Below are 17307 nucleotides of genomic sequence, written 5' to 3' on the forward strand. Positions count from 1 at the left end.
AAACTAGTTTTGTACCAGACAAACAACATCTCACTTCCTCTTCACTTTGCAAATCCAACACACAATAACCAGAACCAACAAAATAATTCCGTACCAATACCCACTTCCGATTATCCTATTAGTAGTTTTTTCAACTCCCGTTTTATGAATCTCTGTCTTAGCACTCATATCCGACAAACTCACAGACTGTGAATTCACTTCTTGAAGAAGTTGTTTCTCATTAACGTTTTTCCTATCCACCACAGTCTTCACCACCATCCCAGCCTTCAATCCAAGCGTATCCACAGGAAACACAAACACCATCTGTTCGATATGCTCTTCCACCACCTCCGAATCCTTTTCCGAAGCAACCTCGTTTTTAACAAGACTTTTTCCTGAGCTACTATTCAAGCTTGAATCAACCCTTATGTCACTCTCCCTGTTTACTACCTCTTTCTTACTCCTACACCCCGACAACAACACCGGCACAGCTAAGGCCACCAGCAACACAAACAGTAACTCCCTCCCACTCCTCAAAAACTCCTTCACATCAAAACAGGGACAAACCTTCACATATTCATAAGGTTCAATCACTCCGTCACCATTCAAATCCGGTGAAGTATCCCGATGTCCCAACACTTGGAGAATATTATATTCCCGCTGCAAATCCATAATAATCTGATAAAGCACCCGTTTTTGAGCATTCGTCCGGGTATCTGCCGGACGCCCGTTCGCATCCAATCCACCGATATAACATATCCCGACACTCCGCTCATTCCAACCTTTACAATGAGCACCGGCCAGAGAAACATCCCGCCCCTTTTCCAATTTCCCATCCAAACGGACCACATAGTGATACCCGATACCGTTGAACCCACGTTCCCGGTGCCAACAGTCAATATCCGCAGCAGTAAAATCCTGCCCGGCTTTCGTAGCCGAACAATGTACTATGATAGAATCTATATTTCTCATGATTATTCATTATTAGTTCAAACGCACCTGTTAATAATCCGAAGGTGGCATACGCTTCACACACCCTCTGGTCTCACACTTCTTCACTTCCGACTCCTTCTGTATCAACTCCACTTCATGACATTTATGTATCCAGTCAATCTTCTCTTCCTGCTCCTTGCGAAGTTCAATATAAAGCCCGTCTATCTTCTCGTCACGTTGAGTCAGCCGTTCTTCCAGCCAGTCCACCTTTTTACGGCGATTTTCTTCTTCCATACTGTTCACGGACGCTTCCTCTTTCCGTGCATCCGTCTTACGGCAAGTGATATACCTCACTAACCATTTCACAGCTTCCAAACCACCCATAGCGGTAAAAAAAGCAAGGATTGTAGTTATTTGCATATTTATATTTTTACGTAGTTATAAAGAAAGAATGAGGCCGAAGCCCCATTCCATACAAACCAGACAGTTCTCAACGATCTATGAATCAAGCCGCCGGATCCGGTGCTTCACCATTACCACCCGAACCACCATCCGGATCCGGAGTTTCACCCCCATCATCAGAACCGTCACCAATGCTACCCGAATCATTAATATGATCCAAATCCTTGAACTTCAATCCATCCGAACGGGTAGTCGTTCCCGTAAATAGACGAATGTCCGAATTGGCACGAAAACAAACACGAAGCCCTGAAATATTGGCGATAGTAAAGTCTTCAGCTTTCTCTGTTCCCTTGCTCTGCGCAGAGAGGAAGAAATACCCTAATCCCTTAATATTCACCGAACGTCCCGAAAGCAAAGTTTTACGCAACAGGGTACGAAAATCTTTCAATACACTAATCGTTTCACCTTCACTTACACCGGAAGTGGACGAAATATCTTTTGCAAACTCATCTAATGTTGCACTCGTATCATACTGATAAGAAATCACCGGATACACTTTCTTTCCTGCCTCTTTGTTTGTAGGATCACACAAACGTTGAACTCTTCTAAACCTAATTGCCATAATTTTTGTCCTTTCTTTTTTTAATGAATTACTGTTTTAATTACTTCTTCGCTAACGTTAACGATGCAAAGATGCAGTATATTCATCGGACATGAAACGACAAGTATTTGTCGGCTCTACAAGCAGTCTGAACAGTATTTTTAAGTCTAAAAACTACCAAATAAGAAGAAAAAAGCGACAAGGAAGGAAGCTAGGGAACAAACAAAAACAAATAATAAATCAAAAGTATATAGACAATATTAGAGAAATAAACCGCCTTGATATATTATGATACACCAAGATAAGTTTATTTCTCCAATATATTATTAGTATGATATTTCTTAAAGGAATATTCGAATATGAATATTCACGCTTTAACTACTTATTCTTTTTATCAATGGTTATTATACTATTATCCATATCACTGACTCTAACAGACATCGTCTTTATAACAACAGAATCCTCTCCCACACCAGGTTCTCCATAAACAATCATAGAACCATAATTTTTCCCATCCATTCTTTTAACAGAAAGTTTCGCATTACTTGTTTCTACTCCGATAATAGACATTTTCGGCTTAAAGACCAAAGTCCCATCTGACAAATTAAAGTTCATAGTAACCCTATAATCCATATCCTCTTTTATAGGCACACATTTGGGAATTTCTTTTATAACCCGAAGCACTTCTTCATTCAAATCAGAATAAAGACCTTTGATAATCCTACCATTCGCCACCTCGCCATTTTTAGTCATGGTAAAACCAACTATTATATCCCCTTCTACTTTGTTATCAATCGCTTTGGGCAGATAATCAATATGCTTTCCAAGGTAGGTAAATACAACCTGCATATTATTCGAACAACAAGAACCGTTATTATGTAAAGAATCAGTTTTTATTTGAGAAATAATAACCGTATCATTTTTCATACCCGACATAATAATAGTATTAACACTTGTCTTATCAACACAATTCTGTGCTTTACCAGAAGAATAAGCTACCATCACTAAAAGAAGAACTAGGGACAGCCATAAAATAGCGTTCTTCATCCCTGTTTTTAAAGATTTCATTTCGTAATTCATAAGATTGTTTTTTTAAATGTGATACATCAAAAATATTTATAATTCATACTACATAACCTATTAAATCAATCTATATTTGTATGCGCAGTCTGCTCATTAACATAGGTAGATAAGAATCACTGACCGGAATCAAAGTACCTTCGATACGGATTCTTTTCCGTTCAATATAATTTATATGAGACAGTGAAATGATATAAGAGCGATGTACACGACAAAAATTCTCTCCAAGACATTCTTCAAAACGTTTCAGACTCACTTGTGAAAGAATAGGTTTTCCTTCTATACGGTGTACTTTAACATAATCACCACCGTACCCTTCCAAATATAAAATATCCTCTTGATTAAGACGCACAATCTTGGAGCCTTCACGAAGATAAACAGCTTGTTCAGCCCGCTTGTTAGCTAACAACTCATTGACTTCCGCCAAAGTGCGGTCAATCTTTTCTAAATACTCCATCAAATCATTGAGCGTAGAAACATCGCCGTCCAAAGTGATACATTTCAGCATAACATCTCGTTTAATTTGTTCTTATTATCTGTTACAAATTAAAGGGAAACATTAGCAAACTAAAGTTAAACTCCGGCAAACAGGGATTCTTCGCAGGTGAGACGTACAATAAGCAAAGGTGAACAGATTCAATTATCTTCCTGCATAAGCCACTTTTTGAATACCGGAGTCTTTACCTTACTTATTATAATACGCTCCGGAACAGGCAATAGTAAGTTTACAGAAAGTCGGTTGCCCAACCAAAGATTTACATCTTTAATTGATTTACGGGATATAATAAATTGACGATTAGCACGAAAGAAAAGCCGTTTATCCAGTTGTTCACCAAGTGTATCCAGTGTACGGTCTACAGGATGTTTTTTACCGTCAAAGGTATAGGCAGTAACTTTCTCCCGAGTAGTATAAAAATAATAAATATCATCTACCGAAAGCGGATAGAACTTATCAGCAAGCATTATCAGCAACTTTTTTACCTCATTACGATTTTTAATAGCAGAATTAGTTTGTCGAATATGCTCCTCTCGTTCCGCCGGATTGAAAAGGAAAAACTTATTCAAAGCATGTTCTAATGTATTGAGTGTAACAGGTTTCAACAAATAATCAATGCTGGTCACCTGAAAAGCCTGTAAAGCATACTCATCATAAGCAGTTGTAAATACTACAGGAGCAGCAATTTCCACTTGCTCAAAAATTTTAAAAGCCAGTCCGTCCGCCAAATGAATATCCATGAAAATAATATCCGGTTGCGATGAACATCTGAACCACTCCACACTTTCTTCAATACTTTCCAGTTCAGCAATCACTTCAATCTCCGTGACCGAATTTTGTTGCAAAACAGCTTTCAAACTGTTTACTGCTGCTGTTTCATCTTCAATAATTATTGCTTTCATATTCACTCCGGTGTATTTAATAAAGGCAGAGAAACCACAAAGTATCCATTAGAATTATCTATCTGTATATTCTTGCCAACCAACATCAGATAACGTCCCTGAAGATTCTTTAATCCAATCCCATTACAGACACACTCTTCCATTTTGGGTTGAATAAAATTTGAAACGGCTAATAAATCTTCTGAAGTTGTATAAATCTCAATCTGTAAAGGATGTTGCATGCTAATAACATTGTGCTTAACCACATTTTCAATCAATGGAAGCAAACTTAGGATGGGTAAACGCTTCTGTAAGCAAATATCAGCTATCCGAATTGAGAAAAACAACTTATTCTCATATCGTACACTTAGTAAATAAGTATATGCCTTAATAAATTGCAGTTCTTCATCGAGGCTTACCAATGTCTTATGATTACTTTGCAGAATATACCGGAAAACATTAGATAATCCATTCAGATACTCAAGTGTCTTTTCCTGCTCTCCCATACGAATTAATGAATTAAGCCCATTCAACGAATTGAAAAAGAAATGCGGGTTGATTTGTCCCATCAGTGCATTATATGAGTTTTGCAGTTTCTCTACTTTTATCTTCTCATACTCTAATTTCATTTCCTGCTTTTTATCAAGCAAGTGAAGTAACAGCATACTTAACATAATAGTCAACAATACAAAAATATGCTCTATCAATAAAGGATTCGAATAAGCTGTTGAAAACACGGTATTCACCCCTACCCGAACCTTATCCGGTTCCAGTACAGAACCAGAAACTGTATCAAGCGTCTTTCCCGAAACCTCTGTTATCATAATTGAACGCTCTGCACAATCGTGAAGAACAGATACATTACATACCTTTCCCATTATAGCCGTATTTATAACAGGATATGCCCTGTACAGCCCTAAAGCAACAATAAAAATACTTCCCATTGCAAGTCCTATCGTCTTCACTTCTTTATGTTGAAACACCTTATCACCCCATCTGTATGTCCATCTATAAAGAACAAACAATACAAAAGAGAAAAAGAAAAACCATAAGACAGAGAACCACAATTCATATTTCTCTATCGCATAAGAAGAACCAGGCAATTTTGAGTCCATCATCAGATCATAACGGCGTATCAACAATGCAAAATTGGCGAAAAGAGAAAGAATCACCGATAGGGTGAATCCAATAAAAAATTCATTTCTTGTTGATCGCAGCATAAGCTCTTTTATTTTTTAATCTACAAAAATAATCAATCTATTCACTTTCCGGCAAGCAGTCCGGTGAAACGGATAAAACAGGCGGTAAAACGCCCGCATTTTATGAGTAAACGGAAAATTAAGCTTTATATTGCACCCCACCCATTCATTTATTTCTATTATTTGAGTTTACTGTGATAGAATATCTCACCTAATGTAAAAGAAACAGTAGCACCTATCACATCCCGATTTAACGTACCTTTTTTCAGTTGCATACGGTCATAAAAAATGCTGGTATCTATTCTTCCTCTAAATACAGGCAAACTCAGTCCTGCATTAAATCGCAAAGAAAATCCCGTGTTTCCATTAATCGTCATATACGAACTGGAAATATTAATTCCCGTCTTATAGGCTACTTGCTTCCAGAAGCTATCTGAAGAATAACCATTGGGAAAATAACATACTCCGATGCGACATTCATTTACATCCCTGAATTCAATTCGACTGTCCGTCGATGTCAAAGAGCTATATTGCTGAAAAGCATAATCTAAAGCATACGTCCATTTCTTATATTGTAGACATCCACCTATGCCAAAATATTGAGGCAAACTTTGTTTTTGACTTCTTTGTTTCTTCTTTTCATGTGCGTTGCCATTTACTATATATTTAGCATTAGTAATATCAAGTTTTTGCCGATAACCATAAACCGCTCCTAATGTGTAAGACAAATCATGGTTCAATGCACGGTGATACTGAACACCTAAATTAGCATAAAGTGCTCGTGCATGCATCTTCCTATCAACAATCAAGTCACTTTGTTGCTCAGACAACACAATGTTACCAAACAAATAACTGATATTCATTCCCAACGACCAATGTTGAGACAGGAGATAAGCATTAGACCAAGTAACTTTTGAAATTCCCCCACTTCCTATAAAGGCAGCATCATAATTTTCATGAGGATTTCCTTCTACCGGCTGGGAAGACTGAAAATAATAACCTACCGAACTATAAGGAGTCAGACTGACTGCCGTATACCACCGCGGAATCACCCGGCCTCCCAACATTAAAGCAGAAAAACTTCCTGTAAAAGCCTGATTCGAACTTCCCCCGGAAGTATACGATTCATTTTTTAGAAATATGGAAAGTTCCGTCAACAGCCGTTTACTCTCCAGCGCTGTCAATCCTGCCGGGTTCTCAATATTAATAAGTGTATTATTTCGCATCCCGTAGGAAACACCACCCATAGCTGCATTTTGTCCGTAAAGTCCGGATTCCAATTCTCCAATACCAAACATAGAATAAGGAGATGAAGTCATAACGTTCTGTGCCTGTGATTTTAGCGCAACCAACAAAAGAAAGATTATGCAGTTAATAGCTTTCATATATTTTATAATTTAGTTGTAAAATAATAGGATGCTGCCCATTGGGGTCACCGAAAGTCAGGTTCTTCAGTGTCTTGGTATAATCATCACTATTAAATACCAACTGAAGATTATGTTTATATTTACCAGAAGTTCCCAACTCATCTTTCATAAACTTGGTAACATCAAAATAGTAATATGTATTTCCGAGAAACAAATCATCTTTCACCAGCTTTCCACCCTGTACCTGCTTTCCTAAATAGTCTTTTACAGCATCAGTCACTACATTATTTTCATCTGCTATGTATAGAAAGATACTATCCGGCAACGCATTATATCCCGAATAAGTCCCATATTCAGGATATATTTTCAATCCGGCTTTTTCGATATGTATATACTCTCCCTGTTCCATAATATTATTAAGATAAGGAAATTCAAGACGAGTGTACCAGCCGATACCACTGAACAATATTCCACGATTTCCTAATTTTTCAGAAGGTATCTCTACCTTTTTCAACGGATAAGGTTCCATAGGAGTACCGTGGCGTTCATGAGTCAACTGATTAAATTGCGTAGTTGTATTCGGCGAGAAAACCAGCTTCTGTTGATTCTCATATCCCCCTTCAATATGATAATGCAATACCAAAGCCGACAATGAATCCGAAACTTGAAAACTCAGCAATGAATAACTTTGCTTTTCATCAGGCATTATAACAATCCCTTTAAAATAATCTTCAAAATGATTGATAGCAACAGACTCATCATGATTGTGAAAACGGGTCAGCAAATCTTGTCCTAACTCATCAGGCAAACGTATTTCCAGTTTCTCTGTAACATGAGGCCTAGGTATAAAAGAATAACTGGCTATCGGTTCGGATTCATAAGCAAATGAAGAATTATTATACAAATAACCATTATCATTCAGAAGAATTTTCTCCGTAAGTAAATGAATAAAATATCGTTGCTGTAAAGTCGTATCACCAACAAAATCACCACTACTGGAAAGTACCAACATTAATGAGTCAAACTTCACCGTCACATCCGCTTCTGTCGAATATTGAGGCCGCACGTAAGGTATGTAGCTGGCAGCAGAGACCTTCCCCCATACCGGATGCACATATCTTCCCGCAAGAACAACCTGTTTGCCGGAAGTTTCCAAAGAATCTATCAGCACAGCAGTCATGACAATGGTACTTGTATCCATACTTATATTGCGCAAATCCGAATCAACCAACCTGTCCCCAAAAGTATTGCGCTCATCATAGCACGATATCACTCCTAAAAATGTGACTAAACAAAAGCCAATAACAATCAACAATTTATGCATATTCTATTTTTGCGGCAAAAGAGGGAATAAGCATTCATTCATACAATTTTATCCCGCCAACCAATACATATCTTCCGGCAACATGCCATTAACAAAGGCAAACCATGTATTAAATATAGCAAGGCCGTTTACCTTCTCAAATACTCAATTTACGGCATAAATCCGGACGCTTACCGATTCGATTTGTCAAGCACGTGAAAGCCTTGTTCTTTTGTATCCATAAAATAATAACAATGTATAATATGATGAAACATCAAAATTTATTAGCACTTCTGTTAACAATGTTCTCTGTTATCACAGTTTCTTGTAGTAACGATGACGAGGATGAAGATTTAATGGGTAAATGGTATCGTGTTTCCGATTTTGACGGCCTGGCACGTGGAGAAGCAACCTCTTTCACTATCGGTAACAAGGGGTATCTCACCGGTGGTTATGACGCTAGAAAACACCTGAATGATCTATGGGAATATGATATGGAACTCGACTTTTGGACACAAAAAGCTTCTTTCCCGGGAACTTCCCGTAGTTCATCCACAGCATTTTCCGTTGGCGGCAAAGGATACTTCGGAACAGGTTATGACGGAAAAAACTACTACAATGATTTCTGGGAATATAATCCGGGCACAAATGCCTGGAGTTCAAAAAAGGATTATCCGGGTAGCGCGCGAAATGATGCCATAGCATTTGGGTTATCAGATAAAGGTTATCTAGGTAGCGGCTATAACGGAAACTATCTGAAAGATTTCTATTGTTATGATCCGCAAACTGATACATGGGAACAAATTGTCAGCCTGGGTGGAAGTAAACGTCGGGGAGCTGCCTGCTTTGTGATAAATGATATTGCTTATGTTTGTTCCGGATTCAATAATGGTGAATACGTTAAAGATTTCTGGAAATATGATCCTTCTCAAAAGCGTTGGATTCAACTTCGTGATATCACAGATACCTCAGATGCAACATACGACAATAAATATAACAGTATCACACGAATTTACGGAGTTGCCTTTGTCATTGACGGGCAAGCATACCTAACCTGTGGTGGAGCGCCTGACTTACGCAGCAATACTTGGAAATACTCTCCTACTAATGATTTATGGGAAGAAGTTGCCAAATTCAAAGGTGCTCCACGCACAGCAACCGCCTCCTTCTCTAATGGCGACAAAGGTTTCATTGTTACAGGCAGAAGCAATAATTACCGCTTTGACGACATATGGGAACTTCATCCATACGAATATGACGATGACAATTATGAAAATAATTAATATCAAAATCAGAACTTGCGTACTTTGGATTAGTTTACTGTCATTACTAACCATCATTCTTCTTCATCACTCAATTATGGTAATTGAGGATGAAGGAGAACCGAAAGCTGAACTGGAAATATTTCAATATGAAAATGGTTGGGGATATCAAATTGTCATGAATCAGAAGATTTTGATATACCAACCCACTATCCCGGCTCTTGATACAGTAATCCCTTTCCCTGACGAGGTCAGCACACGTAAAGTAGGTATTCTAGTCTTAAAACGATTTAATGCTCACCGCAATTTTTCTGTATCAAAGCAAGAAGTTCTTCAATGCTTACCTTCTTATTAACTTTTTTCTATTGTACTATTCTTAAGGTATAGTTTCAAAACAACTATTCCATTTATACTATTTGGCTTATATACATTCAGAATGTATATAAGCCAAATTCAATATACAAACGAAATTTCAATACATTTCTAATCAAATAAATTACATCCTATAACAATAAATCAAAAGCAACAAACATAGTTTTATTAACCTAACTTCCAAACAACTTCTCCCTTTAAAAGGAAGAGGGCGTTTCTCAGTATGCAACGGGTCGTTTCTTTAAAAGAAACGACCCGTTGGTTTTAAAGGAAATTAGGCACATATAAAGCACTATTATACAACGAATTACCCAGTTCATTCAATCATATACTTTCAGCAAAGTTTTTCAATACAAGAAAAAGAATATCAATATCAAAAAATTACAATCTAACAGCAATTATTTTACAAATCAAATCTAAAAAACAATGGTTACAGTTACTTTTCAAATCAAGCCCTATCTAGCGGCTTACATGTACACACGCTACAAAAATCACCTTGACCTCCCCCCAGACCGTTCTTCCTCCGCACTTTCTGCCATCCATCTCCTCGACACCCACCCCATCTACCACTTCCTCCACCAACTCTCCACTCCCCATCCTCCCAATATTTCATGGCACGAAACCGGAAATATCACTTTCACTCTCCCCCACCCAAGAAACGGTAAAAATCCAAATATATATAATTATATAGGTCATGACAGTGCACTTATCATCGAAAAGGCAATGGAAGTAGAAATGAAGGCCGAACTTTACGAATTTCTACTAGACAACAAATACTGCCATGGCATCATGTTCAAAAAGTCGATGGAAACTTTCGTTGAACATTATAATATGGTAGAATTAGTGGAAGAAGAAAGTTTGATAAGAGGGTTTCAGAGGTGGAGGAAGATGATGAAAGGAAAATAATCATTATATGAAAACAAGAACTTTTTCAATCAAACATTATAATTATCAAAAATACTTTTCATTAATTTGTCAAAAACAAGACATAAAGCTATGAAATACTATATAAATCTTTTTTCTCTTAGCATTGCATTGGCATTTTCTGATATTATTTGGAATCACATATCATTTACCCAAAAGTTACCAAATGATAGTACCTGATGGACTTATATGGTATTTTCCACTCTCAGACTTTGGCCTAAAGAAAATTGTGAATACTTTAAACAAGTTATTTTACAACAACAATCTGAAATGAAAGATTATCCTTTTCTTAAAAAAGTACGTTCATTCACAAAAATCAAAGTTTCCTGTGAGAAAGAAACAGTCATAAAAATACCTGATGAAACATCACAAGCAAATGGCGAAATTCGCCCTAAAAGAAATACAGCAACTGTCTCAAATCAAACGTTAACCACCTATGAGACTTTAACTTTCATCAAATCAGCCAACGAAACAGAAAAAGCACTTGCAGACAAATTCCCTTTCTTATATCCATCTAAAAGCCTTATATCCCATTTCATGCCTTCAAATTCAGGTTCAGGTATTCCTTCTATATTATAAATTAAATAGTAATCTCCCGAAGGTTCTTTATACCCTATTTTTTTCAACTTCTCTTTCGAAAAGATCCGAGGCCCTTTAGGAACCAATTTATATAATCTTCCAGTCAATAATTCTCGTTCGCCATGTAATAATAAATAACGCGCAGATATAACTTCTTTACTCAAATGTAGAGAACCATTAGCACTACCAGTACGAGTATTATATAATTTTCTTTTTAGAATCCAATCTAATTGTTGTTCATTTTTATAATACCCAATTAAGACGTATGTCTCATCAGGTAATAGATCACGATTGGCCCCATAAGGTTCTGGCAGAGGCTCACGTAAACTACGATTATTATTTTTACTCAATACAGAATATGTATGATAAGCTAGCTTCTCACGTAAAGAGGTGCGATTTAAGAAATTATCAACTACATCATCAAGAAAAGTTAGAAAAGCCTGTATACTCTTATCATAATCCTTAGGCGAAATAGCAAAGGCTCCTAGCCCAGGAATGATTTCATGAAAGCCATGAATAACTTGATTTTCTGTTCCTGGATAAAGGATATAAGCTCCTCCTGTTCTTCGAATAGCATCTTTATAGGCATGCATTTTTAATAAATCAGCGCGCTTATAAGTTCCTCGCTCTTCCTCTCGCTTCATCTCCGATAAGTCATCGGATACTTCATCATTATTCTTATTTGTATTGTCACGAAGAAATAATTGTTCTATTCTATATTTCGCATCAAAATGTATATGCGTAATCAACTCTTCTCGTTCAGCTTCTTCACTAGTTATGTCTCCTGGCCATATTGTCAATGTATAGTCGGGACGAAAATTCCGAGTCCAGCTTCCTGATAATTGATAGTTATCTGTATAACTAAAAGTTCGATTATAAGAAAAACATATATTTAATTTACGACTATCTGTCTCATATATGCCACTCAACATAATCATTTTACCTTGCTTTAAGGTTAGGTTTAACTCATTACTACAATCAATGAGCTCTTCTTTACTTTTTGAGGGAATGTGAAACTTCTGGCTCAAAACATCTAATAATTTGAAGAAAAGCCAATACTCGTACAATCTGGCAACATCCTTTTTTCCAGCTCCATACACATCTTCACCACCTTGCCAAGTAAGCCGAGCAGCCATATCAAACATTAACCATTTCTGAAAGATTTCCCGATACCCTTCTTTTCTTTGTAAAATTGGACTATTTAAAGGCAGTACATTTATTTCTGAAATATTACGGAACAAAGGATATGACAGATACTGTAACAACTTCTCACAAACTAAAGAAGCTTCCTGTTTTAATCGTTGTCCAGCCTTAGAATGATGTTGTATAGAAGAACAAAATGTTAAAAATGAACGCAACACATACTTTATAAAACGATTTTCTGGAATATCGGCAGTTTCTTTTCTAAAAGCAACAGGTACACAGCGTGGCAATGTATCGAAACGATCTTTCAAAGGATGTTGATTAGACAAAGAAACTCTATTAGTTGCACGAGCAAGTTGTCTTAGCGTATGTTGCCCCCAACGTTTTACATTACAAAGTTGCCTTTCTTCTTCTGAATCAATCCATCTCTTAACTGGAGACAATTGAATCTGATACATCGCATCTGCAAAAGAGTCACTATCAACAAGCGAACGAACAAAAGCAAAACGCTGATAATCTGATCTAGGATCTTTAGTTATATCTACCTCATAACGTTGTATCACAGGAGAACTTTGCTGCATAAGTAGCTCTGTACAAAACTCTGTGATATCCTCTAACATTCTACGGTAGTCATCACGATAACCGACTTTGGCGGAACGAATCTCAAAAGCAACCTCACCTACCTTTTTATTATCCTCTTTTTGTAAAACATCAATACTATATGTACCCACATAAATTCCTGTAGATATACATCCACGACTAATTGCTTGGCGACTTTTGCTATTAGTTAAAATATCTCTATCTTCTTGTAAATAGTAGCTATTCTTATCAAGCTCAAAATCATACATACAACCTTCTTGTAATTGAAAAGGAGATTCTCCATATTCTTTGGCGTCCTCACTTTTAAACAAAGTATTCTTTCGCCTAGCAAAAACATATAAGGTTGTACAATCACCATTATTTAAAGCAATATGTATTGATAACTCATCCATACGTCATGCTTCAGCAAAACTAGTAAAACCATTATCCAACGCTACACAATACATACGCCATATTTTTTCTGCAGACAGCGGATATTTAAATTGGTCATTGTGAACAAACTCTATTGTATTTTCCAGGGTTAACTCGGAACCCTTAACAAGGCAAAGATTCCATAATGCTTTTAGTACAGGTTCCACTTTCTTACGAGAACCATGTAGTTTTGGCAACAATTTTTGTATAATTGCGGCATCAACAATAGCATCACCTTCCAACTTTGTATTAACTTTCTCTGCTAAAGCCATAAATCGAAAAATCTCACAGGCTGTGCGATACCCAAATTCTGCATGTATTTTTTTCAACTCATAAAAGAAACATTCTAAAGAAGTAATAATAGACGCTTTACGCTCTTCAGAGATTTGCAAGCCCCAAGAATCAACTGCCAATTTTACGAAGGAAGTTGCTTGCTCAACGCCTTTATTATTGATAATATCTTTATGAATAGGCTGAAGCTTCTGTAAGAAATCTTTCATGTCCTTCTCCATAATACGAAATTCTAAGACATTAGCACGGTCTAAAACCTTAGGGCTAAACATATAAGTCGTTTCATCTACATTAATCGTTCCTATTATAAATAAGTTACGAGGCAATTTTATAACAGGAGTAATTTCTCTATCTATACAATTCTTCATTAAAGGAATCCCTTCTTCTGACTCCATTACACTCAAAAAATCAGAAAAGTAACGTTCAACATAACTTAGATTCATTTCATCAAGAATTAAGAAGTATGGCTTTCTTGGATTCTTGTTTGCTTCTATTATAAGATCCAATGCTCCATTATCGGGTTTTACATAAGCTCCTTTTTCCAGTGCATTAGGATATCCAATCAAGAATTCTCGATTTGTCCAATCTGCTCCAACAGGAATCATACAAACCTGTTTATCTATATCCTCACAAATCCATTTTGCAAACATCATAGCTAATTGCGTCTTACCAGAACCAGCTAGACCACTTAAAATAACAAAAGGCTTTGTCAACAATGACAAGATAAAACGAGAAACAAACTCTGATGAGAAAACAAGCCCTGTAGAATTTAAATCGTTCATAAATGATTCAGGCTCAAAATCTTTCTCGTCGTACTTTTTACTTTGACCAGATAAAGCAATCAACGAGTCTTTATCTGAAGTTATTATGCTCTTATACTGGGCTATTATTCTTTTCAAGTCTTCTTCAATTAAAGTATAATTCAAAGGTTTGGTTGTATCGTACACCGCATAAACATAAGAATCTCCATATCTATCCGGTATTATATTTCTTTTTTTAAAATAGGAATTAATCGTTTCTACATTAGTATCTAAATTCCAGGTAACAACCGGTACAGTCCCTTCGCTGACGCCATAAGCCAATACCAAAATATTATACTTTTTGTAAAAGAGATATACAGGATATATTCCATTACTAGTTTTTTGTCCCTGTGCTAAAAAAGAAATCCATGGTACACGTGCTAAACTAGCCATTCCGAAGCTTACTTTCACTTGCAAATCATCAAAATACCTTATATAATCCTTAGTTTTCAAACTATTACCTTTAGCTTGTTCCAAAAACTTTACTAATGTTTCCGATATAGAATTGGATTCGTTCTTCAAAACAATTTTAAAACCATTATCTTTCAATATCTTAAAACAAGTAGTACCTTTTCCGCCTTCAAATTCATTACGATCTAATTCTTCTCCATTTGCAAAAATATTAGCATAAGCTAAAACCAATTTAGGTGGAAACCTTTTTCCATTGTATAACAGATCATAAGTGGACGAATGAGCTTGAGGTGGAATACCCTCTTCTTCTATTTTACGGATACCCTGAAGAATATCATCGCGTTTTATGTTTCTAGGTAATTCTTTCATAATAAAGTTATTTGTACTTTTAACTTCCTAACTAAATCACCGTAAAAGTACAAATTATTTAGAAAAATCAAACAACAAACGGGTATATCATAATTATTATTTTACAGGGTGTTATAATAACAACTATCATCGTACTATACCCAAAGGGGGATATTAAAAGTCCTAATCATCATTTTTACACCCGAAACAGACAAATTAAATCGACTTTCTCAGTTATAATCAAATAAGGCCAAATTACCTAGACAAAAATCATTTGGAAAAACATCAAGCCAATGTGGTCGCTATCTGATGTACATTTTCTTAAAAGAACAGGGAAAAAAATTCCATTCTCAAAAACAATCACTATATTCGCAAATCAATAATACTTTATTTATGAACACTGACATTATTACATTCTTAAGATTAAACTATAGTTTATCATCAAGCACTGGATATATTGAAGAGGAGCGTTATATCAATAAATACAACATCGAAGTATATGAAATCCAAATAGATAAAAACGACAAAGAAAGTGCTTCATTAATAGGAAAAGTAAACGTTAAACTTTTCTTATGGGAGCTATGTATAGAAGATAATTATTGGGTTGATGATTTATTTTCCCAACTCGATCATAATGAACTAGGAGGTCTATTATTTGATTATGATACTAATAGTTTAAAAAAAGAATGGCAAGAAGAAATCGACGAATCATTCAACTCAAATATTCTATATTTAGATCGAATTGAAATTCTACCTGAATATCGCGGAAAAGGATATGGTAAACTTATCACGAAAGATATCCTGCTTAGATTAAATAGTTCATATGGAATTGCAATCCTAAAAGCTTTTCCATTACAATTAGAAGTTACTCATCCTAACTCTTCTAAACAGGATAGTGAATGGAATACTAAAATGAATTTTAAACAAATGGAACAGGATAGTAATATCGCAAAAAAACAGTTATACAATTTTTATAAGAAAATGGGATTTAAACGTTATAAACGTAGTGAATACTTTTACCTGAACCCTGCTTTTCAAAATCCCCAATTAGACAAAATAAATATTAATGAATTATCCTAACAACATTTTAATAACTCTCTAATTTTTCGATTATAATCGAAAACAGTTCGCTTAACGTAGACTTTTCCGGTTATAATCGAAAATTTCATTTTATCAGGTCATGCATTAAATCTCCCCATTCACCCCTAAGCCGAACAAGGCGAAATCGCCCAGGCAAGGGTCATCCGGGAAAACCTCAGCCAATGCTGCCGTTATCTGACGGGCATTTTTCAGAGAAAATGTTTCCGCATCCGTCAACTTGAAATAATGGGCTACCCGGCATACATGTGTATCCAAGGGAACAAGCAAATCCCTGCGATCAAAACTCTCCCAAATGCCCAAATCGACTTCCGAGTCCCGACGAATCATCCAACGCAAAAACATATTCAGTTTCTTTTGAGGGCTTTTGGCAGAGACTTCAAGAAATGCACATAGCTTTTCCATCGGTATTCCGGGGTATGTCTTCAAGGCTTCTTCCAGACTTTCAAACTGTGTATAAGCAATGTATAGTCGCTGGAAATATCCATAGAAATCAGCATGTGACAGCATCCGATAAAAACTACCGGTTGCTCCCGATGGGAAATCTCTCTCCCACTGACGGGACAGTACATACTGATAAGGCGAATCTCCCATTAGCCCGTGCAATTCGTCCGCTTTCTTCAAAATCTGTTTGCGATTGCCAAAACTCATAATCGCCGTCAGCAAACCGCTGACTTCGATATCCTGTTTCAGCGTATAACGATGGGGAAACTGCACCGGGTCACTTTGTATAAAGTCTGCGCGATGATACATCTCCGCACACATTAAAAGTTTATTCTTTATATCTTCAGTCATTTCGAGAAAGTATCAAGTATTGAAAGTACAAA

16 protein-coding genes are annotated in these 17307 nt (G+C 36.3%); 4 read left to right on the forward strand and 12 right to left on the reverse strand.

What is annotated here, in order from left to right:
- Positions 1–30 precede the first annotated feature (30 nt).
- The 9 genes from HMPREF9009_RS00415 to HMPREF9009_RS00460 form a co-directional block, all read right to left on the reverse strand.
- Positions 31–951: an N-acetylmuramoyl-L-alanine amidase gene (locus HMPREF9009_RS00415; protein ID WP_049701153.1), complete on the reverse strand. Its 921-nt coding sequence runs from the start codon at positions 949–951 to the stop codon at positions 31–33.
- A 30-nt stretch (positions 952–981) separates the two neighbouring features.
- Positions 982–1332 carry a hypothetical protein gene (locus HMPREF9009_RS00420; protein ID WP_049701154.1) on the reverse strand — a complete coding sequence of 117 codons (351 nt, stop codon included), beginning with the start codon at positions 1330–1332 and terminating at the stop codon, positions 982–984.
- Between the two features lie 85 nt (positions 1333–1417).
- The gene (locus tag HMPREF9009_RS00425; RefSeq protein ID WP_049701155.1) at positions 1418–1936 is read right to left on the reverse strand and encodes an HU family DNA-binding protein; all 519 of its coding nucleotides are present in this window, start codon (positions 1934–1936) and stop codon (positions 1418–1420) included.
- A 357-nt stretch (positions 1937–2293) separates the two neighbouring features.
- Positions 2294–2995 carry a TonB family protein gene (locus HMPREF9009_RS00435; protein ID WP_049701157.1) on the reverse strand — a complete coding sequence of 234 codons (702 nt, stop codon included), beginning with the start codon at positions 2993–2995 and terminating at the stop codon, positions 2294–2296.
- A 70-nt stretch (positions 2996–3065) separates the two neighbouring features.
- Positions 3066–3503 (reverse strand): LytR/AlgR family response regulator transcription factor, encoded by a 438-nt coding sequence (locus HMPREF9009_RS00440; RefSeq protein ID WP_022274898.1) that lies wholly within the window; start codon positions 3501–3503, stop codon positions 3066–3068.
- Between the two features lie 128 nt (positions 3504–3631).
- Entirely contained in the window at positions 3632–4393 is a 762-nt protein-coding gene (locus HMPREF9009_RS00445) for a LytR/AlgR family response regulator transcription factor (protein ID WP_022274897.1), read from the reverse strand.
- A gap of 2 nt (positions 4394–4395) precedes the next feature.
- Positions 4396–5592: a sensor histidine kinase gene (locus HMPREF9009_RS00450; protein WP_049701158.1), complete on the reverse strand. Its 1197-nt coding sequence runs from the start codon at positions 5590–5592 to the stop codon at positions 4396–4398.
- A 158-nt stretch (positions 5593–5750) separates the two neighbouring features.
- Positions 5751–6956, reverse strand: coding sequence for a membrane protein (locus HMPREF9009_RS00455; protein WP_049701159.1), 1206 nt, complete (start codon positions 6954–6956; stop codon positions 5751–5753).
- Entirely contained in the window at positions 6943–8262 is a 1320-nt protein-coding gene (locus tag HMPREF9009_RS00460; protein ID WP_049701160.1) for a DUF4270 family protein, read from the reverse strand. Before HMPREF9009_RS00460 ends, HMPREF9009_RS00455 begins: the two co-directional genes overlap by 14 nt.
- Before the next feature lie 245 nt (positions 8263–8507).
- Here HMPREF9009_RS00460 and HMPREF9009_RS00465 point away from each other — a divergent pair, with 245 nt between their 5' ends.
- The 3 genes from HMPREF9009_RS00465 to HMPREF9009_RS00475 all read left to right on the forward strand — a co-directional run bounded on the left by HMPREF9009_RS00465 (position 8508) and on the right by HMPREF9009_RS00475 (position 10781).
- A complete protein-coding gene (locus HMPREF9009_RS00465) occupies positions 8508–9524 on the forward strand; it encodes a Kelch repeat-containing protein (protein WP_049702183.1) in 1017 nt (338 codons plus the stop codon).
- The gene (locus HMPREF9009_RS00470) at positions 9511–9858 is read left to right on the forward strand and encodes a DUF4907 domain-containing protein (RefSeq protein ID WP_049702184.1); all 348 of its coding nucleotides are present in this window, start codon (positions 9511–9513) and stop codon (positions 9856–9858) included. The genes HMPREF9009_RS00465 and HMPREF9009_RS00470 overlap by 14 nt, the downstream gene beginning before the upstream one ends.
- A gap of 443 nt (positions 9859–10301) precedes the next feature.
- On the forward strand, positions 10302–10781 hold the full coding sequence (locus HMPREF9009_RS00475) for a hypothetical protein (RefSeq protein WP_049701161.1): 480 nt from the start codon (positions 10302–10304) through the stop codon (positions 10779–10781).
- Positions 10782–11233: 452 nt separating this feature from the next.
- Here HMPREF9009_RS00475 and HMPREF9009_RS00480 read toward each other — a convergent pair whose 3' ends face one another.
- Both HMPREF9009_RS00480 and HMPREF9009_RS00485 read right to left on the reverse strand, forming a co-directional pair.
- A complete protein-coding gene (locus HMPREF9009_RS00480; RefSeq protein WP_049701162.1) occupies positions 11234–13513 on the reverse strand; it encodes a DUF2357 domain-containing protein in 2280 nt (759 codons plus the stop codon).
- A gap of 3 nt (positions 13514–13516) precedes the next feature.
- Entirely contained in the window at positions 13517–15403 is a 1887-nt protein-coding gene (locus tag HMPREF9009_RS00485) for an McrB family protein (RefSeq protein WP_049701163.1), read from the reverse strand.
- A 372-nt stretch (positions 15404–15775) separates the two neighbouring features.
- Between HMPREF9009_RS00485 and HMPREF9009_RS00490 the strand changes: the two genes are divergently transcribed.
- Positions 15776–16462 carry an N-acetyltransferase gene (locus tag HMPREF9009_RS00490; protein ID WP_151922102.1) on the forward strand — a complete coding sequence of 229 codons (687 nt, stop codon included), beginning with the start codon at positions 15776–15778 and terminating at the stop codon, positions 16460–16462.
- Positions 16463–16567: 105 nt separating this feature from the next.
- Here the strand turns inward: HMPREF9009_RS00490 and HMPREF9009_RS00495 are convergent, their stop codons facing one another.
- Complete coding sequence (locus HMPREF9009_RS00495; protein ID WP_049701165.1) at positions 16568–17275, reverse strand: TIGR02757 family protein; 708 nt, start codon at positions 17273–17275, stop codon at positions 16568–16570.
- Positions 17276–17307 lie beyond the last annotated feature (32 nt).

Origin of the sequence: Bacteroides sp. 3_1_13 (genome assembly GCF_001185845.1) — a bacterium.
In the GTDB taxonomy this organism is placed as follows: domain Bacteria; phylum Bacteroidota; class Bacteroidia; order Bacteroidales; family Bacteroidaceae; genus Bacteroides; species Bacteroides xylanisolvens.